Annotated in this window: 25 protein-coding genes and 1 tRNA gene; 20 read left to right on the forward strand and 6 right to left on the reverse strand. The window is 59.5% G+C overall.

Going from position 1 to position 24,237, the window contains the following annotated elements:
* Positions 1-4 precede the first annotated feature (4 nt).
* From rpsK to J3351_RS09235, 14 genes are all read left to right on the forward strand, one after another.
* Positions 5-415 carry a 30S ribosomal protein S11 gene (gene rpsK / locus J3351_RS09170; RefSeq protein ID WP_005934894.1) on the forward strand — a complete coding sequence of 137 codons (411 nt, stop codon included), beginning with the start codon at positions 5-7 and terminating at the stop codon, positions 413-415.
* Positions 416-435: 20 nt separating this feature from the next.
* Positions 436-1,038: a 30S ribosomal protein S4 gene (gene rpsD, locus J3351_RS09175; protein ID WP_005934893.1), complete on the forward strand. Its 603-nt coding sequence runs from the start codon at positions 436-438 to the stop codon at positions 1,036-1,038.
* A gap of 110 nt (positions 1,039-1,148) precedes the next feature.
* Complete coding sequence (locus J3351_RS09180) at positions 1,149-2,105, forward strand: DNA-directed RNA polymerase subunit alpha (protein ID WP_035394747.1); 957 nt, start codon at positions 1,149-1,151, stop codon at positions 2,103-2,105.
* A 25-nt stretch (positions 2,106-2,130) separates the two neighbouring features.
* Positions 2,131-2,472 carry a 50S ribosomal protein L17 gene (rplQ, locus tag J3351_RS09185; protein ID WP_005934891.1) on the forward strand — a complete coding sequence of 114 codons (342 nt, stop codon included), beginning with the start codon at positions 2,131-2,133 and terminating at the stop codon, positions 2,470-2,472.
* Positions 2,473-2,771: 299 nt separating this feature from the next.
* The gene (locus J3351_RS09190) at positions 2,772-4,076 is read left to right on the forward strand and encodes a hypothetical protein (protein ID WP_242699362.1); all 1,305 of its coding nucleotides are present in this window, start codon (positions 2,772-2,774) and stop codon (positions 4,074-4,076) included.
* A 116-nt stretch (positions 4,077-4,192) separates the two neighbouring features.
* A complete protein-coding gene (locus tag J3351_RS09195; RefSeq protein WP_117505831.1) occupies positions 4,193-4,897 on the forward strand; it encodes a response regulator transcription factor in 705 nt (234 codons plus the stop codon).
* 81 nt (positions 4,898-4,978) lie between these two features.
* Positions 4,979-6,400, forward strand: a complete 1,422-nt coding sequence (locus J3351_RS09200; protein WP_098924248.1) for a HAMP domain-containing sensor histidine kinase — start codon at positions 4,979-4,981, stop codon at positions 6,398-6,400.
* Positions 6,401-6,481: 81 nt separating this feature from the next.
* Positions 6,482-7,429, forward strand: coding sequence for a DUF1385 domain-containing protein (locus J3351_RS09205; RefSeq protein ID WP_097771298.1), 948 nt, complete (start codon positions 6,482-6,484; stop codon positions 7,427-7,429).
* Positions 7,423-8,274, forward strand: coding sequence for a peptide chain release factor N(5)-glutamine methyltransferase (prmC, locus tag J3351_RS09210; protein WP_207697578.1), 852 nt, complete (start codon positions 7,423-7,425; stop codon positions 8,272-8,274). The genes J3351_RS09205 and prmC overlap by 7 nt, the downstream gene beginning before the upstream one ends.
* 126 nt (positions 8,275-8,400) lie before the next feature.
* Positions 8,401-9,582 (forward strand): recombinase RecA, encoded by a 1,182-nt coding sequence (gene recA / locus J3351_RS09215; RefSeq protein ID WP_082210798.1) that lies wholly within the window; start codon positions 8,401-8,403, stop codon positions 9,580-9,582.
* Positions 9,583-10,095 carry a regulatory protein RecX gene (locus tag J3351_RS09220; RefSeq protein WP_207697579.1) on the forward strand — a complete coding sequence of 171 codons (513 nt, stop codon included), beginning with the start codon at positions 9,583-9,585 and terminating at the stop codon, positions 10,093-10,095.
* A 191-nt stretch (positions 10,096-10,286) separates the two neighbouring features.
* Positions 10,287-11,612: a 30S ribosomal protein S12 methylthiotransferase RimO gene (gene rimO / locus J3351_RS09225; protein WP_005934883.1), complete on the forward strand. Its 1,326-nt coding sequence runs from the start codon at positions 10,287-10,289 to the stop codon at positions 11,610-11,612.
* An 18-nt stretch (positions 11,613-11,630) separates the two neighbouring features.
* Positions 11,631-12,221 (forward strand): CDP-diacylglycerol--glycerol-3-phosphate 3-phosphatidyltransferase, encoded by a 591-nt coding sequence (gene pgsA, locus J3351_RS09230; RefSeq protein WP_156067059.1) that lies wholly within the window; start codon positions 11,631-11,633, stop codon positions 12,219-12,221.
* Positions 12,218-12,880, forward strand: a complete 663-nt coding sequence (locus J3351_RS09235) for a hypothetical protein (RefSeq protein ID WP_207697580.1) — start codon at positions 12,218-12,220, stop codon at positions 12,878-12,880. The genes pgsA and J3351_RS09235 overlap by 4 nt, the downstream gene beginning before the upstream one ends.
* A gap of 55 nt (positions 12,881-12,935) precedes the next feature.
* Here the strand turns inward: J3351_RS09235 and asnA are convergent, their stop codons facing one another.
* Both asnA and J3351_RS09245 read right to left on the reverse strand, forming a co-directional pair.
* On the reverse strand, positions 12,936-13,949 hold the full coding sequence (gene asnA, locus J3351_RS09240) for an aspartate--ammonia ligase (protein ID WP_156062204.1): 1,014 nt from the start codon (positions 13,947-13,949) through the stop codon (positions 12,936-12,938).
* A gap of 137 nt (positions 13,950-14,086) precedes the next feature.
* On the reverse strand, positions 14,087-14,455 hold the full coding sequence (locus J3351_RS09245; RefSeq protein WP_097773256.1) for a RidA family protein: 369 nt from the start codon (positions 14,453-14,455) through the stop codon (positions 14,087-14,089).
* A gap of 190 nt (positions 14,456-14,645) precedes the next feature.
* Between J3351_RS09245 and J3351_RS09250 the strand changes: the two genes are divergently transcribed.
* Together J3351_RS09250 and rny are read left to right on the forward strand one after the other, a co-directional pair.
* Complete coding sequence (locus J3351_RS09250; protein ID WP_207697581.1) at positions 14,646-16,406, forward strand: tyrosine-protein phosphatase; 1,761 nt, start codon at positions 14,646-14,648, stop codon at positions 16,404-16,406.
* Between the two features lie 330 nt (positions 16,407-16,736).
* Positions 16,737-18,308, forward strand: coding sequence for a ribonuclease Y (rny, locus tag J3351_RS09255; protein ID WP_005934875.1), 1,572 nt, complete (start codon positions 16,737-16,739; stop codon positions 18,306-18,308).
* A gap of 223 nt (positions 18,309-18,531) precedes the next feature.
* On the opposite strand, the gene J3351_RS09260 is transcribed toward rny, so the two are convergent.
* The 4 genes from J3351_RS09260 to J3351_RS09275 form a co-directional block, all read right to left on the reverse strand.
* The gene (locus tag J3351_RS09260) at positions 18,532-19,023 is read right to left on the reverse strand and encodes a GNAT family N-acetyltransferase (protein WP_207697582.1); all 492 of its coding nucleotides are present in this window, start codon (positions 19,021-19,023) and stop codon (positions 18,532-18,534) included.
* Between the two features lie 74 nt (positions 19,024-19,097).
* Positions 19,098-19,700, reverse strand: coding sequence for a Type 1 glutamine amidotransferase-like domain-containing protein (locus J3351_RS09265; RefSeq protein ID WP_207697583.1), 603 nt, complete (start codon positions 19,698-19,700; stop codon positions 19,098-19,100).
* Positions 19,701-20,049: 349 nt separating this feature from the next.
* Positions 20,050-20,490: a hypothetical protein gene (locus J3351_RS09270; protein ID WP_207697584.1), complete on the reverse strand. Its 441-nt coding sequence runs from the start codon at positions 20,488-20,490 to the stop codon at positions 20,050-20,052.
* A gap of 117 nt (positions 20,491-20,607) precedes the next feature.
* Positions 20,608-20,680 (reverse strand) — tRNA-Val (locus J3351_RS09275).
* 223 nt (positions 20,681-20,903) lie between these two features.
* Here J3351_RS09275 and ruvC point away from each other — a divergent pair.
* The 4 genes from ruvC to J3351_RS09295 all read left to right on the forward strand — a co-directional run bounded on the left by ruvC (position 20,904) and on the right by J3351_RS09295 (position 24,165).
* On the forward strand, positions 20,904-21,416 hold the full coding sequence (gene ruvC / locus J3351_RS09280; RefSeq protein WP_207697585.1) for a crossover junction endodeoxyribonuclease RuvC: 513 nt from the start codon (positions 20,904-20,906) through the stop codon (positions 21,414-21,416).
* Positions 21,417-21,592: 176 nt separating this feature from the next.
* On the forward strand, positions 21,593-22,201 hold the full coding sequence (gene ruvA / locus J3351_RS09285; RefSeq protein WP_156067035.1) for a Holliday junction branch migration protein RuvA: 609 nt from the start codon (positions 21,593-21,595) through the stop codon (positions 22,199-22,201).
* Between the two features lie 3 nt (positions 22,202-22,204).
* Positions 22,205-23,260, forward strand: a complete 1,056-nt coding sequence (gene ruvB / locus J3351_RS09290; RefSeq protein WP_005934866.1) for a Holliday junction branch migration DNA helicase RuvB — start codon at positions 22,205-22,207, stop codon at positions 23,258-23,260.
* Positions 23,261-23,289: 29 nt separating this feature from the next.
* Positions 23,290-24,165, forward strand: a complete 876-nt coding sequence (locus tag J3351_RS09295) for a class I SAM-dependent methyltransferase (RefSeq protein ID WP_005934865.1) — start codon at positions 23,290-23,292, stop codon at positions 24,163-24,165.
* The last annotated feature ends 72 nt before the right edge of the window (positions 24,166-24,237 follow it).

A 24,237-nucleotide genomic window follows, 5' to 3' on the forward strand; every position in this document is an offset into this window, starting at 1 on the left:
AGAAATGGCAAGTGCAAATAACGCCAAGAAGGGCGCAAATGTCCGCATGAAGCGGAAAGAGCGCAAGAACATTGCTGCTGGTCAGGCTCATATCCAGTCTACCTTCAACAATACTGTCGTTACCATCACCGACCTGCAGGGTAATGCAGTGTCCTGGTGCTCCTCTGGCTCCCTGAACTTCCGTGGCAGCCGTAAGAGCACCCCGTTCGCAGCCCAGTCTGCTGCCGAGACCGCAGCCAAGGTTGCAATCGAGCATGGCATGAAGACTGTTGAAGTCTACGTCAAGGGCCCCGGCGCTGGCCGTGAGTCCGCTATCCGTGCGCTGCAGGCTACCGGCCTGGAAGTCACCCTGATCAAGGACGTGACTCCCATCCCCCACAACGGCTGCCGTCCCCCGAAGCGCCGTCGTGTCTGATCGAAGGAGGAAATTGAATTATGGCAAAGAATACGCAGCCTATCGCAAAGCGTTGCAAGGCCCTGGGCATTTCTCCTGCGGTCATGGGCTATGCAAAGAAGAATACCACCCGCAACTCCAACGGCAATGTCCGCAAGAAGCAGTCTGAGTACGCATCTCAGCTGAAGGAGAAGCAGAAGGTCAAGTTTATCTACGGCGTTCTGGAGAAGCAGTTCCACAATGCTTACCTGCGTGCTGAGGCTCGCCCCGGCAAGACCGGTGAGAACCTGCTCCAGATCATGGAGTGCCGTCTGGACAACGTCGTGTTCCGCCTGGGCTTTGCTCAGACCCGCCGCGACGCTCGTCAGCTGGTGAGCCACGCTCACTTCACCGTCAATGGCAAGAAGGTCAACATTCCTTCCTACCAGGTCAAGGCCGGTGACGTGATCGAGGTCCGTGAGTCCAGCCGTTCTTCTGCTAAGTTCGCAAAGCTCGTTGGCCCCGAGGCTCCCGTTGTGGCTCTGCCTTCCTGGCTGAACCGTGAGGCCGGCACCCTGAAGGGTGTTGTGACCAAGCTCCCCGAGCGCAGCGACATCGACTACGAAGTTGCAGAGCACCTCATCGTCGAGCTGTACTCCAAGTAATCCATTAAGAAGGGGAGGCCTTCCTTCTGGATGGCGACCTTTCGCATTCTTTTTAAAAGAATTTAATAATGGGCCGATGGCAACATCGGTTTGACAAGGAGGGCATAGATATGATGGAGATTGAACGTCCCAAAATCGAAACGGCAAGCCTGTCCCCGGACGGCCGCTACGGCAGATTCGTGGCGGAGCCTCTGGAGCGTGGCTTTGGCATCACACTGGGCAACAGCCTGCGTCGTGTGCTTCTTTCCTCTCTGCCCGGTGTCGCCGTGACCAGCGTCAAGATCGACGGCGTGGTTCACGAGTTCTCCACCATTGAGGGCGTCAAGGAAGACGTTACCGAAATTGTCCTGAACCTGAAGGGTATTGCTGCAAAGCTGTACACCGACGGGCCGAAGACAGTGCGTGTTGAGGCAGTCGGCCCTTGTGAGGTTACTGCGGACAACATCAAGCAGGGCGACGATATTGAGATCCTGAACCCTGAATGGCACATTGCAACCCTGGGCGAGGGCGGCAAGCTCGTCATGGAGCTCACCTTCGATAAGGGCCGCGGTTATGTGCCTGCAGAGCGCAACAAGCAGGCCATCGTCGAGAAGAACGATATCAACACTCTTCCCGTCGATAGCATTTACACCCCCGTGCTCAAGGTGAATTATAACGTTGAGAGCACCCGCGTTGGACAGGCCATCGATTACGACAAGCTGACCATCGAGGTTTGGACGGATGGCACGATCAATGCACAGGAAGCCGTTTCTCTGGCTGCCCGTGTGCTGACCGAGCACCTGAACCTTTTCGTCAACCTGTCCGATGAGGCTGCCGGTACGGAGATCATGGTGGAGAAGACCAACGACGATAAGGAAAAGGCTCTGGAGATGACCATCGAAGAGCTGGATCTGAGCGTCCGTTCCTTCAACTGCCTGAAGCGCGCCGGTATCAACACGGTGGAGGATCTGGTCAGCAAGAGCGAGGACGAGATGATGAAAGTCCGTAACCTCGGCCGCAAGAGCCTGGAAGAAGTCATGGCAAAGCTGGACTCCCTGGGCTTCAAGCTGAACACAGACGATGAGTAACTAAAATAATAAGGAGTGAAACGGGATGCCCGGTACCAGAAAGCTCGGTAGAACCAGCGACAGCCGCAACGCTATGATGCGCGCTATGGTCACCTACCTGTTAGAGAATGGCAAGATTGAGACCACTGTCACTCGCGCTAAGGACGTTCGTTCCATGGCCGAGAAGATGATCACCCTGGGTAAGGCCAGCGACCTGCACACCAAGCGTCAGGTCTACGCCTACATCACCAAGGAAGATGTTGCAAAGAAGCTGTTTGATGAGATCAGCCCCAAGTACGCTGACCGCAACGGCGGCTACACCCGCATCATCAAGATCGGCGCTCGCCGCGGCGACGCTGCTGAGATGGCAGTTCTGGAGCTCGTCTGATCGACTCTGACTGTTCAAACAGTGTAACAAAGGCTCTTTCCCTTCGGGGAAAGGGCCTTTTTTGCATCGTGTGGGCCGGGCAGCGCGGCATTCCCACGCAAGTGAAACGGGCCATTCCATCGCCCGCCCTACTGCCTGCGGCAGCAGGGTCCCACCCCAGCGGACACTTGCTTTGGGAACACCCCGCTGCCCGGTTGGGCGTTAGCAGCTGGGGCTTGTGATGGCGGGGCAAGAATGCTATAATTATACTGTATTTCTGCACGACTTTGCGAATTTTCCACAGAAGGGAGGGGCGGCGGTTGAAAAGACGACGGTTTCTGGTGCTGAGTGCAGGCTGCATGATGGGCCTGCTCTCGGCGTGCGGCCTCTCGATATCGGAAAATGTGCAGGTGGAGGAGCTGCTGCGTGCCCCGCGCCTTCCGGGCGATTACGGTGCACTGCAAAATGCCCTGAACGAATGGCTGGGGGAGAGCGCCCAGCTGAAATACCCGATGCAGGGGGAGCTGCTCTCGCCGTTCCTTTTGCAGGATCTGGATGGCGACGGCCAGCAGGATGCCGCTGTTCTCTACACCACGGCCCAGAGCTCCAACGTCTGCATTGCATTTTTGCAGAAGGATGCCGCAGGCCTGTGGCAGGTCCGCCAGAGCATCGAGGGTCTGGCGGATACAGTGGACAATGTCCGGCTGGCACAGCTGCAGGATGGTGCCGCAACCCAGCTGGTGGTGGGGTACCTCGCCGCGCAGGGCGACAGCTATCTGGCGGTGTACTCCTACGAGAACGGCACGGTCAATGCCATTCTGGAACAGTCCTATGAGCAGTATCTGGTGGAGGATATCACCGGCGGCGGCAACGAGGATCTGATCCTGATGTCCACGCTGGAGGACGGCGGGGTGCAGATCGAGCTGCTGACCGTTGACCGGGACGGGATGTTCCAGCAGGTGGCTGTCATGGGCCTTTCGGCAGATAAGTTCTCGGGCTGCGCCGCTGTGGCGGCGGGCTTGGGAGCGGACGGAAAGCGCTATCTGGTGCTGGACGGCTGGACCGGCCTCTCGGGCAACAATCTGGCCACGGTGCTGCTCTACTTCGATGAGGAAAGCCAGCAGATGCTGCCCGCGGAGCAGATCAGCACCAGTGAGCTGTACAATGCGTCCCTGCGCAATGTCTCCACGCTGGTCAGCCGGGATCTGGATGGCGACGGCATCGTGGAGATTCCCACCCAGCCTGACGAAGCGGGCCTGCTGAACCTGAGCCAGAGCCGACGAATGGATTTTATCGTCTGGATGGACTACACCAGCCCGGAGCCGGAAAAGAGTTTCGGTCTGCTGGACGAGGAGAGCAGCTGCTATATTGAGCTGCCTGCCGAGTGGGAGGGCAACCTGATGCTCACCGACAGCGCTGAGGGAGAGGAGGCCGTGGAGCTGCGCACCGTGGACGAGGGCAAGCTGGTGCTGACCATGCGCCTGGTTCCTTCCAGCGAGAGCGCGGCGGGCTGGACCCGCCTGGGCGTGGTGGCATCCCGCCAGATGCAGGCCAGGTTCGGGCCGGACGTGGTGCTGAAGGATCAGAGCTATCGACTGTCCCGGTCGTTGTACCGGTTGAATTGATGATGCCGCTCAGTTTTGCAGAAGTTTACCGGATGCAGGCTGGGTGTTCTGAGGTGAAATGCTTCTTCGTGTGCTCTTGGGCAGAGGGAGAAGGCAGAAAAATATGGAGGTCTTAGATGGTCAAGGTACTTGTGGTAGAGGATGAAGCCAGCATCCGCGAGATGATCGCGCTGAACCTGCGGCTGGCGGGGATGGAGGCGGTGGAGGCCGACAGCGCCGAAGCCGCCCTGCCTCTGCTGGAGCAGAAGCCCGGCTGTGATGCTGCCATTCTGGATGTGATGCTGCCCGGCATGAATGGGTTCTCGCTCTGCGAGACCATCCGCCGCACCGACCAGAAGATCGGCATCATCATCCTGAGTGCCAAGGGGCAGGAGCAGGACAAGATCCGCGGCCTGTCCATCGGCGCGGATGACTATATGACCAAGCCCTTCAGCGTCAGTGAACTGCTGGCCCGTGTGGAGGCCCTCTGCCGCCGGGTGGGCCGCTCGGGCGGCGGCTCCGCTGCAGACGAAAGCGCCCCCACCACACTGGTCAGCGGGGAATTTGTGCTGGATGAGAACCGCCGTGTTCTCCTCAAGGCCGGGCGGCAGATCGAGCTGACCCAGGTGGAGTTCCAGATCATGGAGCTGTTCTTCCACAACCCCGGCATCGCGCTGGTGCGGGAAAAGATCCTGAAGGGCGTGTGGGGTGAGAACTACTTCGGCGATGTGAAGATCGTGGATGTGAACATCCGCCGCCTGCGGATGAAGGTGGAAGATGAGCCCAGCCACCCCACCCACATTATGACAGTGTGGGGCTACGGCTACCGGTGGGAGGAGTAAAGAAAAACCTCTCAGTTGCGCTGTGCTCGATAGCTCTCCCAATAGGAGAGCCAGGATTACTGACAGAAAGGAGGAAAAGCAATGCGCAGTGGTATTACCAACCGCTGGCTGCGGGGAAGCCTGTTCCTGACGGTGCTGCTGGTGCTGCTGGTGGAGAGCATGTTCGTGTACAACTTCGGCCGCAGCTACTACAACAGCGTCCAGCAGACCATGATGCGGCGTTTTTCCTCCATCAACGGTCAGCTGAAAATGTACACCGGCGACACGGCCCAGAAGACCGCGGCCAACCGCAGTGTGGCCCTGCGCCGGATGGTGGAACAGTTTGCGGATAAAGACAAATATGAGTTCATGTTGCTGGACGGCTACGGCGGCGTGATTGCCTCCTCCAGCGGCACAGGTGCGGACGGCATCGTGGTGCAGGACGATTTTAACAAGGCGCAGGATGCACCGGACGGCGTGGGTGTGGCCATCTACCGCACCGCCAGCGGGGAAACGGTCATGGCTGTGTGCAGTCTGGTGCCCTATGCGGCCGAGGACGTGGCTGCCATGCGCCTTGTCACCAGTCTGACGCTGGTGCAGGCGCAGCTGAAGAGCGTTTTCATCGTCAGCCTGATCGTGGTGGCTGCCATTCTGGGCTTCACAGTGGCCTCCGGCCTGTACTTCGTGCGGGGCATCGTGGTGCCGCTGGGGCAGGTGGAGCGGATCGCCGCCAGCATCGCCCGGGGAGAACTGGATGTCCGCCTGCCTGTGACCGGTGACGAGCGGGACGAGGTGGACCGCCTGCGCGGAACCATCAATCAGATGGCCGAGGGGCTGGAAGAGACGGAAAAGATGAAGAACGAATTCATCAGCTCGGTCTCCCATGAACTGCGCACGCCGCTCACCTCCATCCGGGGCTGGGTGGAGACCCTGCGCACCCTGGATGACCCCACCGATGAGAACTACCGCAAGGGGCTGGAGATCATCAACAACGAGACCGCCCGCCTGTACAACATGGTGGAGGAGCTGCTGGATTTCAGCCGCCTGCAGAATGGCCGCCTGAAAATGGAGTGCCGCCCCCTGGACCTTGTGGCCGAGCTGACGGACGCTGTCCTTTTCTGTGAAGCGCGCATCCAGCGGGAGGGGCTTCTGCTGGCCTATGCGGAGCCGGAGGAGATGATCCCGGTCTACGCTGACCCCGACCGCCTGCGGCAGGTGTTCATCAACATTCTGGACAATGCCATCAAGTATTCGGCCCCCGGCGGACGCATCACGGTCAAGATCTGGCAGGGCGAGTACAAAGCCTTCATCGAGATCATCGATCAGGGCCGCGGCATCCCGCCGGAGGACCTGGAAAACGTCAAGACCAAGTTTTACAAGGGCAGCAACTCGGTGCGGGGCAGCGGCATCGGCCTTGCGCTGGTGGATTCCATTATGACCGCACTGGACGGCACCATGGACCTCAAGAGCACGCTGGGCCGGGGCACGGTGGTCACCCTGGGCCTGCCGATCTACAAACGATAAGAGATTGTCCATATTTATCTGGTAAGATAGAGAGGCAGTTTTTACGATAGAGAGGGGCCGCAGCGCCCCATAGGAGAGCCAATGAATCAACCGAACAAGGAACGCTTCAAGACGAGTGTGGGCGGGCAGGCCCTGATGGAGGGCATTATGATGCGGGGCCCAAAAAACATCTGCTGTGCTGTCCGCAAGCCTGATGGAACCATTGAGACCAAGGTCGAGCCCACCCCCACCCACGGCGTGTGGACAAAGATCCCGCTGGTGCGGGGAGCCATCTCGATGATCGAAAGCCTGATCATGGGATACAAGTACATGATGTACTCGGCACAGGTGAGCATGGGGGACGACTACGACCCCGCCGAAGAGGAGACTGCCTTTGAAAAATGGGTGGGCGACCATCTGGGGAAAAAGGCCGAAGATATTATGCTGGCGGCAGCTGCCGTGATCGGCGGGCTGTTTGCCATCCTGCTCTTCACCGTTCTGCCCACGGTGCTGGTGGGCGGCCTGAACCATCTGGTGCCGCTGGGCCGCTGGGCCAAGGTGGTGCTGGAGGCGGTGCTCAAGGTCGCCATCTTCCTGACCTACATGGCCGCCATCTCCCGGATGAAGGAGATCCACCGGGTGTTCGAGTACCACGGAGCAGAGCACAAGACCATTGCCTGCTACGAGGCTGGAGACCCCCTCACGGTGGAGAATGTCCGCAAATATACCCGCTTCCACCCCCGGTGCGGCACCAGCTTTTTGATTTTGGTGGTCATCGTCAGCGTGTTCCTGTACAGCGTGCTGCCCTGGTCCAGCACCAGCCTGCGGGTGGTGTTCAAACTGCTGCTCCTGCCGCTGGTCATGGGCATCAGCTACGAGCTGCTCAAGTGGTGCGGCCGGTCGGACAATATTGCCACCCGCATCATCCGGCAGCCCGGCATCTGGGTGCAGCATCTGACCGTGTTTGAGCCGGACGACAGCATGATTGAGGTGGCCATTGCCGCCGTCACACCGGTCCTGCCCGAGGACCCGGAGGACGGCAGATGGTAACCGCAGGGATGCTGCCCCGGGCAGCAGTCCGGGAGGTGGAGGCACGCCTGCGCGCCGCAGGCTGCCCTGACTCAGATTTTGACGCGGCCGAGCTCTTCCGGCTGGCAGCGGGCGGGGATGCCCGCCTTGCCGATGCTCCGCTGGGTGCAGAGCAGGCAGAGCGGCTGGAATCCCTGACGGCCCGCCGCGCGGCCCGGGAGCCTTTGCAGTACCTCTGCGGCAGCTGGCCCTTCCTTGATTTTGAGCTGGCTGTCGGCCCCGGCGTGCTCTGCCCCCGGGCCGATACTGAGGTGGTGGCCGAAGCCGCCGCCGGAATGCTGGCTGGGGTGGAGGCACCCCGGGTGCTCGACCTCTGCGCCGGCACAGGCTGTTTGGGGCTGGGCGTGAAGCGCTTCTGCCCGGCGGCACAGGTCACCAGTCTGGAGAAGAGCCCTGCGGCATACCGCTATCTGGAGCAGAACGCCCATCTCTCCCCGGTACTGACCATCACCCCGGTGCAGGGAGATCTGTTCACCTACTGGAAGACCCTGCCGGAGGGGCAGCTCGACCTCATTGTGTCGAACCCGCCTTACCTGACCTCCGCCGAGATGGACGCACTGCAGCCCGAGGTGGCGCAGGAGCCTGCCATGGCGCTGGAAGCGGGGGAGGATGGGCTGGTATTTTACCGCGCCATTGCGGAACACTACCAGAAAGCTCTGCGCCCCGGCGGTGCCCTTGCCCTGGAGATCGGCTGGCAGCAGCGGGAAGCTGTAACGGCCATGCTTGCCGCCAACGGGTGGACGGAGATCGTGTGCAGAAAAGACTTTGGCGGCAATGACCGCTGTGTGATGGCGAGAAAACAATAAAAATATCTACAACTTCCTGTTGTAATATCTGTAAAATGTGTTATACTAGTACCGAAAGAATTGGAATGCCCGCGCCTGCGTTTGGCCGCACCGCGCCGGGAACAGATGACAAAGGAGCATGACACTATGGCAAAAAATCAGAACAACAACGTTGCCCCGGCGACCCAGAAGACCGATCCCGGTGCCAAGAAGGATGCGCTGGCCACGGCACTGGCCCAGATCGAGAAGCAATTCGGCAAGGGCGCTGTGATGAAGCTGGGCGACAACGCCGCCATGCAGGTGGATGCCATCTCAACCGGCAGCATCGGCCTGGATCTGGCACTGGGCGTGGGCGGCGTGCCCCGGGGCCGCATCATTGAGGTGTACGGCCCTGAATCCAGTGGTAAGACCACGCTGGCCCTGCATGTTCTGGCCGAAGCCCAGAAGAAGGGCGGCGATGTTGCCTTCATCGACGTGGAGCACGCGCTGGACCCTGTGTATGCCGAGGCGCTGGGTGTGGACATCAACAACCTGCTGGTCAGCCAGCCCGATACCGGTGAGCAGGCCATGGAGATCTGCGAGGCGCTGGTGCGCTCCGGTGCCATTGATGCCATCGTTGTGGACTCTGTTGCCGCCATGGTGCCCCGCGCTGAGATCGAGGGCGAGATGGGCGACAGCCATGTGGGCCTGCAGGCCCGCCTGATGAGCCAGGCCATGCGCAAGCTGACCAGCGTCATCGGCAAGACCAACACCGTCTGCATCTTCATCAACCAGCTGCGTGAAAAGGTCGGCGTGGTCTACGGCAACCCCGAGGTCACCACCGGCGGCCGCGCCCTGAAGTATTATTCCTCTGTCCGCATCGATATCCGCCGCGTGGAGGGCCTGAAGGATTCTTCCGGTCAGTTCATCGGCAACCACACCCGCGCCAAGATCGTCAAGAACAAGGTGGCTCCTCCGTTCCGTGAGGCGGAGTTCGACATCATGTTCGGCGAGGGCATCTCCAAGATGAGTGAGCTCATCGATCTGGGTGTCAAGCTGGGCATCGTTCAGAAGAGCGGTGCATGGTTCAACTACGGTGATATCCGCCTGGGTCAGGGCCGCGACAATGCCAAGCAGTTCCTGCGCGATAACCCCGAGATCGCCAACGATATCGAGGGTCAGGTGCGCGCCAATGCCGACAAGCTCTATGCCACCCGTCGCCCGGGGGGCAAGGCTGCCGCTGCCCCTGCAGAGGGGGAACCGGCAGCTCCTGCCACAGCAAAGGAGCCGGTGGTCAAGGCTCCCGCCCGCAGCAGCGAGAGTGAGCTGGATATCATGGTGGAAGAGTAAATGGCCTTTTACAGCCGTGGCCGCCGCCCGCTGGCCGAAGAGGAAAAATCTACCGATGCCGCCAAGGCCCGCACCCGGGCCATGGAGCTGTTGGCCGGGCAGGAGCTTTCTTCGGGCCAGCTGTATGAGCGGCTGAACCGCCGCTATACCCAGCAGACCAGTGCCGCCGTGGTGGCAGAGATGGTGCAGCGGGAGTATATCAACGATGCCCGCTATGCCGAGACCCGTGCCCACGCCCTGCTGGCGGCAAAAAAGAGCCGTCGCGCCGCTGCCCAGAATCTACGGCAGAAGGGGCTGGCCGCAGGCGAGATCCAGCAGGCGCTGGATGCTGTTTACACCCCCGATGTTTCCGGCGAAGACCCGGAGCTGGAAGCCGCCGCCGCTCTGGTGGAAGGGCATTACCGCAAAAAGCTGGAAGCGGGCCGCAGGGATCTGGTCATTGCGGCCCTGCAGCGGCGGGGATTTTCGTATTCCGTCATTAAGGAAGCCATTCGGCGAATCGAAGAGGAATAAGTGATCCTTGGTACAACCTCTCAGTCTCGCATCCGCTCGACAGCTCCCCTAGTAGGGGAGCCCTTGGCAAAACGGGAAACTTCTCCCTTACTGCCAAGGCCTCTCCTACTAGGAGAGGTGGCATTGCGAAGCAATGACGGAGAGGTTATACAACGGAGATTTGACAAACAGGAAAGAGAGTATCCCTTTTTATGAAAATTGCATGTATTTCCCTTGGCTGCCCCAAGAACCAGGTCGATCTGGACGTGATGGTGCACATCCTGCTTTCGGCTGGTCACGAGACGGTGGCCGACCTGGGTGAAGCCGATGTCATTCTGGTCAACACCTGCGGCTTTATCGAGAGCGCCAAGACAGAGGCCATTGAGAACATTCTGGAGGCCTGCGCCTACAAGCAGCAGAACCCGGAGCTGAAGGTCATCGTCACCGGCTGCCTGGCCGAGCGTTACCGCAGCCAGATCGAGGAGGAGATCCCCGAGGTGGATGCTGTGGTGGGCTGTGCCTCCAACAAGGCCATTGACACCATCGTGGCCCGCCTGTTCCACGGTGAGAACCATCTGGAAAGCTACGGTGCCAAAAAGGACTTCCCGCTGGGCGGCAAGCGCGTCATCGGCACGCCTGCCCACTATGCGTACTTAAAGATCGCAGAGGGCTGCAACAACCGCTGCCACTACTGCGCCATCCCGGGCATCCGTGGCCCGCTGCACAGCCGCGATCTGGCCGACTGCGTGGCCGAGGCCCGCTGGCTGGCCGGTGAGGGCGTGAAGGAGCTGATCGTGGTGGCCCAGGACCCCACCGCCTATGGCGAGGACTGGGGCAAGCCCGGCAGCATCTGTGAGCTGCTGGACAAGCTGAACAAGGTGCCGGGCCTTGAGTGGATCCGCATCATGTACGCCTACCCGGAGCGCATCACCGATGACTTTATTGCCGCCATGAAGCGGAACGAGAAGGTGGTGCCTTACCTCGACCTGCCCATCCAGCACTGCAATGATACCATCCTCAAAAACATGAACCGCCGCTCCACCCGTGCGGAGCTGCTGGAGGTCATCGGCAAACTGCGCCGGGAGATTCCCGGCATCACCCTGCGCACCACCCTGATCGCAGGCTTCCCCGGCGAGACCGAGGAGCAGTTCGAGGACCTGTGCAACTTCGTCAAGGAGGTCAGATTTGACCGTCTGGGCTGCTTTGCCTATTCTGCCGAGGAGAACACCGTGGCCGCAAAGATGGACGGCCAGATCGATCAGGAGACCAAGGACCGGCGCGCAGAGCTGGTGATGCAGATCCAGACCGGCATCATGGCCCAGAAACAGGCCGAAAAGGTGGGCCAGACCGTCCGTGTGCTCTGTGACGGCATCGACGAGGAGAGCGGCCTGTACCTCTGCCGCACCACCGGCGATGCCCCCGAGGTGGACGGCAATGTCTGCGTTTCCAGCGAGGAGCCGCTCTATCCCGGCCAGTTCTATGATGTGCTGGTGGAGGACAGCGACCTTTACGATCTGTACGGCACGGTTGCAAAATAACAAATTGGAGGAATCTGTATGAATCTGCCCAATAAGCTTACCCTGACCCGCATCATTCTGGTGCCGGTGTTCATGGTCTTCGTTTCCCTGACCCAGATCGGCACGGAAGATTTCAACCCCACCTGGTATCTGGTGGCGGGCATCATCTTTGCCGCGGCCAGCTTTACCGATTTTCTGGACGGCCATCTGGCCCGCAAGTGGAACATGGTCACCGACTTTGGCAAGTTTGCCGACCCGCTGGCCGACAAACTGCTGACCACCGTGGCCTTCATTTACATGCTGCGGGACGGCGTGTGCAGCCCGGTGGTGCTCTGCATCATCCTGGCCCGTGAGTTTGCGGTGTCCGGTCTGCGGATGGTGGCCGCCGGTGCCAAGGACGGCAAGGTCATCGCCGCCAATATGTGGGGCAAGGTAAAGACTGTGCTGCAGATGCTGACCATCATCTTCTACTATTTCGGCACCGCATTGACCTGGGGCAATTTCATTATGATAGGCGCTGACTGCGTGTTCCTCTCTTACTGGCTGTGCTGGCTGGTGGCCATTGCCACCGCCATCTCCGGCATCAAGTACCTGTGGGACAACCGCAGCTTCATCAATACCGCAAAATGATCAAGAAGATCGCCATTCTCTGTTCCATTTTCCTGAACCTCTGCATCGTGCGGTGGGAGCCGGTGGCCATCCGGATGACCTGGGAAGCGGTGGGCAGCCAGACCTTCACCTTTTACACCGAGAACTCCAATGTCTTTGCGTTCTTCGTCTGCCTGCTGGTGGCGGTGTGTCAGGTGATCTGCCTGTTCACGGGGCGGCAGCTGCCCCGCTGGGTCAAGACGCTCAAGTACATTGCCACCTGCTGCCTGACCATGACCTTCCTGACCGTGGTGTTCGTGCTGGGGCCCTACTGTGCCGACCAGGGCGGCGTGGTGTTTCTGCTGACCGAGAGCTCCATGCTCTACCACCACCTGCTCAACCCGCTGTGTGCCTTTATCTCCTTTGTCCTGCTGGAACGGGAGCCAAAGCTGCCCGCGCGGTGCGTTCCGCTGGCGCTGGTTCCCACGATGCTCTATGGCTCTGTGGCCCTCTGGGCCAATTACCAGCGGCTCATCACCGGGCCTTACCCGTTCCTGCTGGTCTATCAGCAGACCACCCGGCAGACGGTGCTGTGGTGCGCGGCCATCCTGGCCATGAACCTGCTCTATGCCTGGCTTGTCTGGCGGCTGGGCGGGAACCGCCGCAAAAAGAGAAATGTGGGCTTGCTTTTCAGAAGCTGAGCTGCAAAAAAGGCTCTCTGCCGGTTTTGGCAGAGAGCCTTTTCTCGTGTTTTGCTTACAGCAGGGGGATCCCGGCCTTTGCGCAGGCCGCGCGGGTGGCTTCGTCCCAGACGCTTGCCTGTACCTCGCCGATGTGGGCGCTGCCCAGCAGCAGCATGCACAGACGGCTCTGGCCGATGCCGCCGCCGATGGTGTAGGGCAGCTCACCGTTCAGCACTGCCTTGTGGAAGGGCAGGGTGCGGCGGTCGTCACAGCCTGCCATGGTCAGCTGCCGGTCCATGCTCTCGGGGCTGACGCGGATACCCATGCTGCTCAACTCGTAGCTGCACTGCAGGGGCTCGTTCCAGAACAGCAGGTCGCCGTTCAGGTCCCAGTCGTCGTAGTCGGGGGCGCGGCCGTCGTGGGGCTTGCCGCTCTTCAGGGGAGCACCGATCTTCATCAGGAAGGTGGTGCCGTTTTCCTTTACAAAGGCGTTCTCGCGCTCCTTCGGGGTCAGGTCAGGGTACTTGTCCTCCAGCTCCTGGGTGGTGATAAAGGTCACGTTGGGGGTGTGAAGGGGCAGATCCTGCAGCTGGGGGAACATGGCGTGCAGGTTCATCTCGGTGGCGCAGACAGCCGACACGATGGAGCGCACCACATTCTTCAGGTAGGCCTCGCTGCGGTCCTCCTCACGGATGACCTTCTCCCAGTCCCACTGGTCCACATAAACGGAGTGGAGGTTGTCCAGCTCCTCGTCCCGGCGGATGGCGTTCATGTCGCAGTACAGGCCCTTGCCCACGCGGAAGCCGTAGTCCTTCAGGGCCTTACGCTTCCACTTTGCCAGCGACTGCACCACCTGTGCCTCAATGCCGCTGTCCCGGATGTCAAAGGTGACCTTGCGTTCCACGCCGTTCAGGTCGTCGTTCAGGCCGGTGGAAGCCTCCAGAAACAGCGGAGCCGACACGCGGTAGAGGTTCAGCGTGGCACACAGGGTGTCGGCGAACAGCCGCTTCACGGTGCCGATGGCACGCTGGGTGTCGTACAGGTTCAGCGCGGGTGTGTAGTTCTGCGGGATCATCGTTTTGCTCATAACAGTTTACCCCTCTCTTTCCGTTCTCCGCCGCCGAATTGCGGCACCGGAACGGCTTTCCCTTTAATACAGTAAATTATGGCACAATTCCAGAGCGTTGTAAAGGGGAGAACGCAAAGCTGGTGCAATTCGGGAGCTTACGCCTCTGCCACAGCCTCGATCTCGCACAGGACACCCTTGGGCAGATCCTTGACAGCAACGCAGCTGCGGGCGGGCTTGGAGGTGAAGTACTTTGCGTAGACCTCGTTGAAGGCGGCAAAGTCGGCGATATCGGCCAGGAAGCAGGTGGTCTTGATGACCTTGTCGTAGCCGGAACCGGCGGCTTCCAGGATCGCACCCACGTTCTTGCAGCTCTGCTCGGTCTGGGCGGCGATGCCTTCGGGCACAGTGCCGTCCGCAGGGTTCACAGGGATCTGGCCGGAGGTGTAGACAAAACCTCCGGCGATGAAGCCCTGGGAGTAGGGGCCGATCGCGCCGGGAGCCTTTTCAGTAGCGATGACTTTCATGGAAAATACCTTCTTTCTGTGTGTTTGATGGAACTTTTCTCTTCGGGGAGAAAAAATCTGCTGTTTGAAGTCTACACCATGCGGCGGGATGTGTCAATCCGGGAGGGACTTTTTGCCCGCGCGGCCTTTACAAGCGGGCAAAAAGGCGGTATCCTTAATCTACTGATACACAACCCTTCAGGAGGAACCCATGGATATCCGCCAGCTGCACTATTTTCTGGTTTTGTGCGAAGAAATGAACTACACCCGCGCGTCACAGCGGCTGTTTCTGTCGCGGCAGGCCCTGCGGCAGAGCATCACGGCGCTGGAAGCCGAGCTCTGCGGCCCGCTGTTCGTCAGCGCCCACCACAAGCTCTCGCTCACCGAGCGGGGGCTGAGTTTGCAGCGCCATGCGGCTCCGGTGGTGGAGCAGTTCCAGCAGATGCAGGCGGCCCTCCATGCGGAGATCCAGTCGGCCCAGCCGGTGCGCATCGGCATCAGTGTCTCGCTGGTGCCGGACTACCTGCCCGGGCTGGAGACCCAGCTGGACAAGTTCCGCCAGCAGTACCCCCACATTGAGATGCGGTTCCGCCTGCTGGAAAACGATGCCGTGGCCGATGGTGTGGAGCAGGGCGAGCTGGACGCGGGCCTTGTGATGGATCTGGGCACGGCGGCTCCGGTGCTGGCCCGCACCACCCTGCGGGCCGACCCGGCCTGCCTGCTGGTGCCGCGCGGCCATCCCTTCTGGGAGAAGGAGCGGGTGCCGCTTTCGGCCCTGCGGGGCCAGCGGGTGCTGTTGCCCAGCCTGCGGCAGGATCTGTTCAGCCCCCTGTGGGATGCCTGCGCCCGGGAGGGCTTTGCACCCAACGCGGAGATCGGCCCCAGCTTCTATCAGGCGTATTATCTGGTTCAGGAGCAGCTCTGCACCTGCCTGACCCGCTACGAGCCGGGGGCACGGCGGGAGCTGGACCGGGTGCGGGACGTGCTGCTGGAAGATCTGCCGCCCCTCTGCGTCTCGATGGTGCAGCGGCGCGACCACAACTCGGCCTATCTTGACCTGCTGCGGGGCTACCTGATGGAGGTCATCGGGGGAGCGGCATCCCTGCCGCCCCGGCGGGGCCGCCCGGCAAAGCCCTTCTACAACTTCCCGGTGCTGTCCAGCGCCGCCCCCAAGGCGGCACCGCAGCACCCGGTTCCGGGCACCCAGCTGCCCTTTGCAGGCGGAAACAACTTCCGGGAGCTGGGCGGCTACGAGGCCGACGAGGGCAAGCATGTCAAGTGGGGGCAGATCTACCGCGGCATTCCCACCGGACTGCTGACCGGGGCGGCTGACCGTAAGCTGCTGGACAGCCTGGGCCTGCGGCTCATCCTTGACCTGCGCAGCGAGTCCGAGGCAGCGGAGCAGCCTGACTATGTGCCCGATGGCGCGCGGCTGGTGCGCATCTGCGGGCTTTGCCACCCGGACGGAAGCGAGATCTCCTTCTCTCCCGGGGACATTGAAAAGCTGCTCAAGGGCAAGAAGGACGAGGAACATAACCTCGCCGATGCCATGTATGAGCAGATGCTCTTCCGCAATAAGGCCTACAAGGAGCTGTTCCGGGCGCTGGAGGCGGGCGAAACGCCGATCCTGTTCCACTGCTCCGGCGGGAAAGACCGCACCGGCGTGGCGGCCATGCTCATCCTGCTGGCACTGGGGGCTTCCGATGAAACGATCTGTCAGGATTTTGTCCGGACCAATGTCTGCCGCCGCCCGGAGCTGGAAAAGATCTGGGCCGCCCATGCCGAGGAGATCGAGGCGCATCCGGAACAGAAGCAGTTCTATCAGGGCATTGCCGGTGTCCACCCGGAGTCTGCCCCCTTTGTGTTGGACACCATCCGCAAAGAGTACGGCACCACCGATGCCTATCTCGAGGCGGAATACGGCCTGACCCCCGCCCGCCTGATGCGGCTGCGGCGGATGTATCTGGAATAATGGCTGTTTTTTTAGAAAATTCCTTTCACTTTACTTGACATTGTACCAAATGTTTCGTAATATAAGAAGTAGTATGGAATCCATGACGCTGCGTGCAGGGATCTTCCGCAACCAAAGTTCAATGGGGCTTCATCTGCCCGTTTTTATATGAAAACCTTGTAGATAAAAAAGCTGCATCAGGCCGCAGGGGCAAACATGCCCTTTTTGTGCGGTGCTGTTGTCTGTTTTGTTGTTGAGAGCTTGATTTTGTATTGTTGACCCACGCCTTGCACGGCAGCGTCTCCAGATTTTAGTTGATTTTGAACTTTAATTGTAAGGAGAGTGAACACGATGTCCCCGATCATTCTGTTGATCGTGGTCGTGGTTGCTGCTGTTGCTGCCGGCGCGGGTTATTTTATTGGTTACAACAACCGTAAAAAGACCGCCGAGGCACAGATCGGCAGCGCAGAAGCCGAGGCTACCCGCCTGGTGAACGAAGCAATCAAGACCGCTGACCAAAAACGAAAAGAAGCTGTTCTGGAAGCCAAGGACGAGGCGTTCCGCCTGAAAGCCGAGGTCGATGCCCAGAAGGCAGAGGCCGACAAGGAGATCAAGCAGCGCCGTGCTGAGATCAGCCGCCAGGAGAACCGCATTGACCAGAAGGAAAATGCGCTGGACCGCAAGACCGAAGCCCTGGAAAAGAAGGAAGAAGAGCTCAAGAAAAAGCACGAGGAGGCCGACAGCCGTCTGGCTGAGGTGGATGCCATCCGTGCCAAGGAGATGGAGCGCCTGGAGACCCTGGCGGGCCTGAGCCAGGAGGATGCCCGCGAAGTGCTGCTGCACAAGGTGGACGAGGAGCTCACCCACGAGAAGGCTGTCCGTGTGGCTGCCTACGAGACCGATCTGAAGGAAAACTGTGATAACATCGCCCGCAACATGATCGGTCAGGCCATCAGCCGCTGCGCCGCTGACCACTGCAGCGAGACCACCGTCAGCGTGGTGCCCCTGCCCAGCGACGAGATGAAGGGCCGTATCATCGGCCGTGAGGGCCGCAACATCCGCGCGCTGGAAACTGCCACCGGCGTGGATCTTATCATCGACGATACCCCGGAGGCCATCACCCTGTCCTCCTTTGACCAGACCCGCCGCGAGGTTGCCCGCATGACGCTGGAGCGCCTGATCGGTGATGGCCGCATCCACCCCGCCCGCATTGAGGAGACGGTGGAGAAGTGCCGCCACGACCTTGAGCTGCAGATGAAGCGGGAGGGCGAGCGCGCCGTGATGGAACTTGGCATCCACGGCCTGCACCCCGACCTCATCAAGCTCATCGGCCGCCTGAAGTACCGCACCAGCTTTGGCCAGAACGCGCTGACCCACAGCATGGAGGTGGCCTGGCTGGCCGGTCTGCTGGCAGGCGAGATGGGCGTGAATGTCACGCTGGCCCGCCGTGCCGGTCTGCTGCATGATATCGGCAAGGCCCTTGACCATGAGATCGAGGGCAGCCATGTCCAGATCGGTGTGGATATCTGCCGCAAGTACAAGGAGAACACCCAGATCATCCATGCCATTGAGGCCCACCACGGCGATGTGGAGCCCAAGACCCCGCTGGCCTTTATTATTCAGGCCTGCGATGCCATCAGCGCTGCACGTCCCGGTGCCCGCCGCGAGAACGTGGAGAGCTATGTCAAGCGTCTGGAAAATCTGGAGGAGATCTCTTCCAGCTTTGAGGGCGTGGAGCAGGCCTTTGCCGTTCAGGCCGGCCGTGAAGTCCGCATCATGGTCAAGCCTGATGTCATCAGCGATGATCAGGTCATCCTGCTGGCCCGCCAGATCGCCAAGAAGATCGAGGATACCCTCGATTATCCCGGCCAGATCAAGGTCAACGTCATCCGCGAGAGCCGCGCCATCGAGTACGCGAAGTAAGATCAGAACCAAGAGGAGCCCGTTGTGTTCGTACAGCGGGCTCCTTTTTTGTCTGTGAGCCTCTCGGGCGCGTCGTGTCAGATCTCCGGGCAGCCACTACGTCAAGTGCACAGACGCAGAGTTTGCCCAGTGGTGCAGGTAGACCATATCCTCCCAGCAAATGCAAAGCGCCCCCGCTCACCGGTGTTTCCGGCAGGCGGGGGCGCTGCTTTTTGTAGGAAGTTCAGAAGGTCAGCCGCATCTGGTACCACACCACGCCGCCGTGGGTGGAGCCGGAAACGCCTTCGCTGACAAAGCCGAAGCCGGCGTAATAGTGCACGAGCCTGTCCTTGCAGGTGAGCACCAGCCCCCTGCGGCCCTGAGCCTTTGCGTCGGCGATGGCCCGGCGGAGCAGCTGCCCGGCCAGGCCCTGCTTCCGGTATTCGGGCAGGGTGTTCACCCCAAAGATCATCTGCCACGCCCCATGGGTATCGTGCAGGGAAGCGTCAGCGTACATCTCGTCTGTCAGGTCGGGGGTATCGGTCACAAAGCCGTCCACAAAGGAGACGAGCTTTTCGTCCTCGAACAGCAGCCAGAAGTGGTCGGCATAATGGGTCAGCCGCCCGGCAAATTCTTCTTTTGTGGCCGCCTCCGCAGCCGGAAAGCAGGCCGCCTCCACGGCGGCAATGGCATCCAGATCTTCAAAGGTGGCAGTACGGATCTTTTGCATAGTCATTCTCCAGAGTTTGATTTGTTGAGCTGAGTATACCACATCATCCCGCAAAGCGCCAGCAAAACAAAAAGAACCACTTAGTCTTTGCAAATAACCTTTGAACCTTCACCATCAATTACAATTCCCTGACGGTTGTTAATTGGGCATAGATTCAAATCCGAAAACTCAGTCATTATTTTCTCGGTAACTTTCTTAAATGGTGCTGTAAGATAATGCGGAAGAACATAGAAATCAATCAAATCAAGCCCTGCATCATCTTCTTGTGAGTAGTCCTCCGGCTTTTCATCCATTTGCTCGATATATTGGATGCTTGGAGCGCATATAATCGCACCTGCCGATTCACCAATCATCAGTTTTCCCTTTGCCAATTCTTTCTTCAACAGCTCATCCGTTCCCGTTTTACGGAGCTGGTCTATAAGGAAAAAAGAATTTCCGCCGGTAAAATATATCACATCCGCATCTTCAAAAACAGACTGTATCGTTGAATAAGCCTCCGTTGAAATATCAATTTCAGTTACGATTGCTCCCAACTTTTTGAATAATTTTCGAGCCGAGCCGACATAACCGGTGTAGCCTTCACGCAGCGAAGCTGTTGGAATAAATGTGACTTTTTTATTCTCAATTTCTTCCTTTATCAGACTTCCTACACTTGAAAAGTGCGAACATAAAAACAGTTTCATCAATATTCTCCTTTATATATAAATTCGCGTTTGTGGAGCGAAGCAGAACAATGAAAGCCCCAGTGGGGCTTTTAAGCGACAGAACGGTCTTGCGTAGCAAGATGGAGGGGCTTTGCCCCGACAAGTTCCGAGTTGTTGAACTAAGCCGAGTATATCACACCATCCTGCAAAGCGCCAGCAAAACAAAAAGAACCACCGACCGAAGTCGATGGTTCTTGTCCTCGGGTGGAGGATGGTCCATCCAGAACTTCACTTCTCAAGCTCCTGCGAGTTTCCGAAGTGCTCTTGTTGGAACATACCTGCTCCAAACCTTGCCAGGAACGAGTACGGCAAACTGGAAGTTGTCTGCTTAGTTCATTATTTCAATCATTTGCTCAATAAACCGTTCAGCGTCTTCCATATTATAAGTTTTTTCATTGATGACAACTTTCCCTGATGATGTCGCAAATACACTGTTGATCAGCAAATCATCATCATACACATAAATAGAAAGTGTTTTGTTCCCTAAATCGGATGTAGACCCATTTGAAAATAGTGTACCTACTGTTCTCCTGTAAGTATATTTATCTAACAGAGATAGAATGGCATTCTTTTGGTCTATGGTAATATCCTGGTAATTCACAGAATCAATGTATGCCTCACCATTTTCTACTCCAACCTGGCTGTATATCATTTTCATCTGGTTGTCAGCCTCTGCAACATCTGAAAGTGATAAAGGCTTGAAATATACGATACAGCAAATTAAAAATGCAATCACAATTACTATAGGGCATAACATTTTCTTTTTCATACACAATATCTCCAAATTCCGAGTTGTTGAACTAAGCCGAGTATACCACACCATCCCACAAAGCGCCAGCAAAACAAAAAGAACCACCGACCGAAGTCGATGGTTCTTTTCCACGAGTGGACGGTACAGGACTCGAACCTGTGACCTCCTGCACGTCAAGCAGATGCTCTACCAGCTGAGCTAACCGTCCATATTCTGTTTGTGCCGCAATCAGCTTGATTATGATATCATACCGCCGGGCAAAAAGCAAGCCCTTTTTTGAAAATTCTGCAAACTTTTTGATGTCTGGTTTGCCGGGAATGGAAAATCAGCCGCCCAGCGCACATTTTGTAAACCGACTCAAGGCGTTTCCGTTGCCCTGAACGCCGGTTTGTGGTATAATACATTGATTATAATAGGAAAGGTATCGCAGAATGAGAGTTTTGGGCATCGACCCGGGTTACGCCATTGTGGGCTGGGGCGTTTTGGACTATGCGGGCAACCGGTTTGCACCGGTGGATTTCGGGGCCGTGTGCACCGATGCCGGGGTGCCGTTTGAGCAGCGGCTGGACGAGGTCTACACCGGCATCCGGGAGGTCATCGGGCGGACACAGCCCGAGGTGCTTGCCATCGAAAAGCTGTTCTACCAGCACAACCAGACCACCGTGATCGGCGTGGCCGAGGCCCGCGGGGTCATCCTGCTGGCGGCGGCGCAGGCGGGCATCCCCATCTACGAGTACACCCCCATGCAGGTGAAACAGGCTGTTACCGGCTACGGCAAGGCCGTGAAAAAGCAGGTGCAGGAGATGACCCGCATCCTGCTGCATCTGCCTGCTGTGCCCAAGCCCGATGATACCGCCGATGCACTGGCCATGGCTATCACCTTTTGCCATACCAACGGCAACCAGCTGAACCGCTTTGCAAGAAGGGGCGTTGGGCCGATTTGAGCCCTCTCCGTCAATGCTGCGCATTGCCACCTCTCCCGAAGGGAGAGGCAATCGCGGCTTTTGGTATCAGTGGATGAGTACAGTAGCAGCTGCCTGATTCGATGCTTTGGCTCCCCCTTTGGGGGAGCTGGCGAGCGAATGCGAGACTGAGAGGGGAAGGCTGCTGGAGGAAAACTATGATTTACAGTCTATCCGGAAAAATCATCAAAAAGACCCTGAACGCTGTTGTGGTGAGCTGCGGCGGGGTGGGCTACTATGTGCAGTGCCCGACCAGCGTTGCGGGCGCACTGCCCGGGGTGGGCAGGGAAGCCACCCTTTACACCGTGATGAGCGTGACTGAAAATGACATCAGCCTGTACGGCTTTGCCACTGAGGAGCAGCAGAGCTGCTTTGAGCTGCTGACTGCCGTTTCCGGTGTGGGCCCCAAGGTGGGTCTGGCCATTCTCAGCGTGATGGAGCCTGACCGGGTGGCGCTGGCGATCTCGGCGGGCGACCACAAGGCGTTCAAGGCGGCATCCGGCGTGGGCCCCAAGCTGGCCCAGCGCATCGTGCTGGAACTGAAGGATAAGGTGGCAAAGGGCTTTGTGGATGGCATCAACCTCGAGGATGTGGGCGCGGCCACTGCCGCCCCCGCCGCACAGGGAGCCGGGCAGGCCATTGCGGCGCTGGTCTCGCTGGGGTACAGCCAGAGCGAAGCAGCCCTGGCCGTCTCCAAGATCGACGCAAGCCTTCCCGTGGAAGAGATCATCAAGCTGGCCCTGCGGGGCATGGCAGGCAGGAGGTAATCCATGCAGGACGAAACCGCGCTCTATGGCGCAAAAATGATGCAGCCCGGCTTAACGGCGGCGGACAACGAGGAAAACAGCCTTCGCCCGCAGCATCTGGAGGACTACATCGGACAGGACAAGGTTAAGCAGAACCTGAAAATCTATCTGGAAGCCGCCAAGCGGCGCGGCGAGCCTATGGATCACATCCTGCTCTATGGCCCTCCGGGCCTGGGCAAGACCACGCTGGCGGGCATCATCGCCAACGAGATGGGGGTGCAGATCCGCATCACCAGCGGCCCTGCCATTGAGAAGCCCGGCGACCTTGCCGCCCTGCTGACCAATCTGCAGGAGGGCGATGTGCTCTTCATTGATGAGATCCACCGCCTGTCCCGGCAGGTGGAGGAGGTGCTCTACCCGGCGCTGGAGGATTACGCGCTGGATATTATGATCGGCAAGGGCCCCAGCGCCCAGAGCATCCGGATCAACCTGCCCCGCTTCACGCTGGTGGGCGCTACCACCCGTGCGGGCCAGATCACCGGCCCCCTGCGGGACCGCTTCGGTGTGCTGCTCAAGCTGGAGCTGTACAGCCCCGATGAGCTGAGCCGGATCATCCAGCGCTCGGCGGGCATCCTCGACCAGCCCATCACCCCGGAGGGCGCTTACGAGCTGGCCAAATGCAGCCGGGGCACCCCCCGCGTGGCAAACCGCTTCTTGAAGCGTGTCCGCGACTTTGCCACCGTGCTGGGGGATGGCATCATCGACCGGGACGTTTCCCTGATGAGCCTGAAGCGGATGGATGTGGACGCGCTGGGTCTGGACGAGCTGGACCGCAGCCTGCTCCGCGCCATCATTGAGATGTACAACGGCGGCCCTGTGGGCCTGGAAACGCTGGCGGCGGCGCTGGGCGAGGAGGCCGTGACGCTGGAGGACCTGTGTGAGCCCTACCTGATGCAGATGGGCTTTCTGACCCGCACCCCCCGGGGCCGCTGTGCCACCCGCCTTGCCTATGAGCACCTGGGCCTGAAAGCCCCCGAGACCGGAAGCCCGGAGGACAACGGCCAGCAGAGCCTGTTCTGAGCCGTTTGAAGAGAGAAAGGAGGACGCTTATGCGCCCTGCAGATAGTTGGAAAGATTACGAGCTGCTGGATGCCACCGGCGGCAACCGCCTGGAGCGCTGGGGAGAGACCATCCTCATCCGGCCCGACCCGCAGGTGGTGTGGAAAACCGAGAAGCAGAGCCCGCTCTGGGCCAAGGCCGATGCCATCTACCACCGCTCCAATCAGGGCGGCGGAGAGTGGGAGTACCGCCGCCGTCTGCCTGAGAAGTGGAAGATCTCCTGCGGCGAGGGCGAGGACAAGCTGACCCTCATCGTCAGTCCCACCGGTTTCAAGCACACCGGCGTGTTCCCGGAGCAGGCCGTCAACTGGGCCTGGTACGCCAGAAAGATCCGCGCGGCAGGCCGCCCTGTCAAGGTGCTGAACCTGTTTGGCTACACCGGCGGCGCAACGCTGGCCTGTGCCGCTGCGGGCGCTACTGTCTGCCATGTGGATGCTTCCAAGGGCATCGTAGCGTGGGGCAAGGACAACGCCGTGGCCAGTGGTCTGGCGGACCGGCCCATCCGCTGGCTGGTGGACGACTGCGCCAAGTTCGTGGCCCGGGAAAAGCGCCGGGGCAACACCTACGATGGCATCATCATGGACCCGCCCAGCTACGGCCGCGGCCCCGGCGGCGAGATCTGGAAGCTGGAGGACTGCATCTACGAGCTCATCAGCCAGTGCGAGGAAGTGTTGAGCGATACGCCCCTCTTCTTTGCGGTTAACAGCTACACCACCGGCCTGTCCCCCGCGGTCATGGAGTATATGCTCAAGACCACACTGGTGCCACGCTTTGGCGGCAAGACCAGCTGTGATGAGATCGGCCTGCCCGTTTCCGCCACCGGCGGCGTTGTGCCCTGCGGCGCAACGGCCATTTGGGAAGAATAAAAGAGGTAAACGGGCTCGCCCTCTCAGCTTCGCGTTGCTCAGCAGCTCCCCCAAAGGGGGAGCCCTTGGCAA

The organism is Faecalibacterium sp. Marseille-Q0746 (genome assembly GCF_017377595.1).
GTDB classification, from domain to species: Bacteria; Bacillota; Clostridia; order Oscillospirales; family Ruminococcaceae; genus Faecalibacterium; species Faecalibacterium duncaniae.

Bases quoted from the DNA above. Each gene is read 5' to 3' on its own strand.
- rpsK (WP_005934894.1), top strand. From the start codon at position 5: ATGGCAAGTGCAAATAACGCCAAGAAGGGCGCAAATGTCCGCATGAAG.
- rpsD (WP_005934893.1), top strand. From the start codon at position 436: ATGGCAAAGAATACGCAGCCTATCGCAAAGCGTTGCAAGGCCCTGGGC.
- J3351_RS09180 (WP_035394747.1), top strand. From the start codon at position 1,149: ATGATGGAGATTGAACGTCCCAAAATCGAAACGGCAAGCCTGTCCCCG.
- rplQ (WP_005934891.1), top strand. From the start codon at position 2,131: ATGCCCGGTACCAGAAAGCTCGGTAGAACCAGCGACAGCCGCAACGCT.
- J3351_RS09195 (WP_117505831.1), top strand. From the start codon at position 4,193: ATGGTCAAGGTACTTGTGGTAGAGGATGAAGCCAGCATCCGCGAGATG.
- J3351_RS09200 (WP_098924248.1), top strand. From the start codon at position 4,979: ATGCGCAGTGGTATTACCAACCGCTGGCTGCGGGGAAGCCTGTTCCTG.
- J3351_RS09205 (WP_097771298.1), top strand. From the start codon at position 6,482: ATGAATCAACCGAACAAGGAACGCTTCAAGACGAGTGTGGGCGGGCAG.
- prmC (WP_207697578.1), top strand. From the start codon at position 7,423: ATGGTAACCGCAGGGATGCTGCCCCGGGCAGCAGTCCGGGAGGTGGAG.
- recA (WP_082210798.1), top strand. From the start codon at position 8,401: ATGGCAAAAAATCAGAACAACAACGTTGCCCCGGCGACCCAGAAGACC.
- J3351_RS09220 (WP_207697579.1), top strand. From the start codon at position 9,583: ATGGCCTTTTACAGCCGTGGCCGCCGCCCGCTGGCCGAAGAGGAAAAA.
- rimO (WP_005934883.1), top strand. From the start codon at position 10,287: ATGAAAATTGCATGTATTTCCCTTGGCTGCCCCAAGAACCAGGTCGAT.
- pgsA (WP_156067059.1), top strand. From the start codon at position 11,631: ATGAATCTGCCCAATAAGCTTACCCTGACCCGCATCATTCTGGTGCCG.
- J3351_RS09235 (WP_207697580.1), top strand. From the start codon at position 12,218: ATGATCAAGAAGATCGCCATTCTCTGTTCCATTTTCCTGAACCTCTGC.
- asnA (WP_156062204.1), bottom strand. From the start codon at position 13,949: ATGAGCAAAACGATGATCCCGCAGAACTACACACCCGCGCTGAACCTG.
- J3351_RS09245 (WP_097773256.1), bottom strand. From the start codon at position 14,455: ATGAAAGTCATCGCTACTGAAAAGGCTCCCGGCGCGATCGGCCCCTAC.
- J3351_RS09250 (WP_207697581.1), top strand. From the start codon at position 14,646: ATGGATATCCGCCAGCTGCACTATTTTCTGGTTTTGTGCGAAGAAATG.
- rny (WP_005934875.1), top strand. From the start codon at position 16,737: ATGTCCCCGATCATTCTGTTGATCGTGGTCGTGGTTGCTGCTGTTGCT.
- J3351_RS09260 (WP_207697582.1), bottom strand. From the start codon at position 19,023: ATGACTATGCAAAAGATCCGTACTGCCACCTTTGAAGATCTGGATGCC.
- J3351_RS09265 (WP_207697583.1), bottom strand. From the start codon at position 19,700: ATGAAACTGTTTTTATGTTCGCACTTTTCAAGTGTAGGAAGTCTGATA.
- J3351_RS09270 (WP_207697584.1), bottom strand. From the start codon at position 20,490: ATGAAAAAGAAAATGTTATGCCCTATAGTAATTGTGATTGCATTTTTA.
- ruvC (WP_207697585.1), top strand. From the start codon at position 20,904: ATGAGAGTTTTGGGCATCGACCCGGGTTACGCCATTGTGGGCTGGGGC.
- ruvA (WP_156067035.1), top strand. From the start codon at position 21,593: ATGATTTACAGTCTATCCGGAAAAATCATCAAAAAGACCCTGAACGCT.
- ruvB (WP_005934866.1), top strand. From the start codon at position 22,205: ATGCAGGACGAAACCGCGCTCTATGGCGCAAAAATGATGCAGCCCGGC.
- J3351_RS09295 (WP_005934865.1), top strand. From the start codon at position 23,290: ATGCGCCCTGCAGATAGTTGGAAAGATTACGAGCTGCTGGATGCCACC.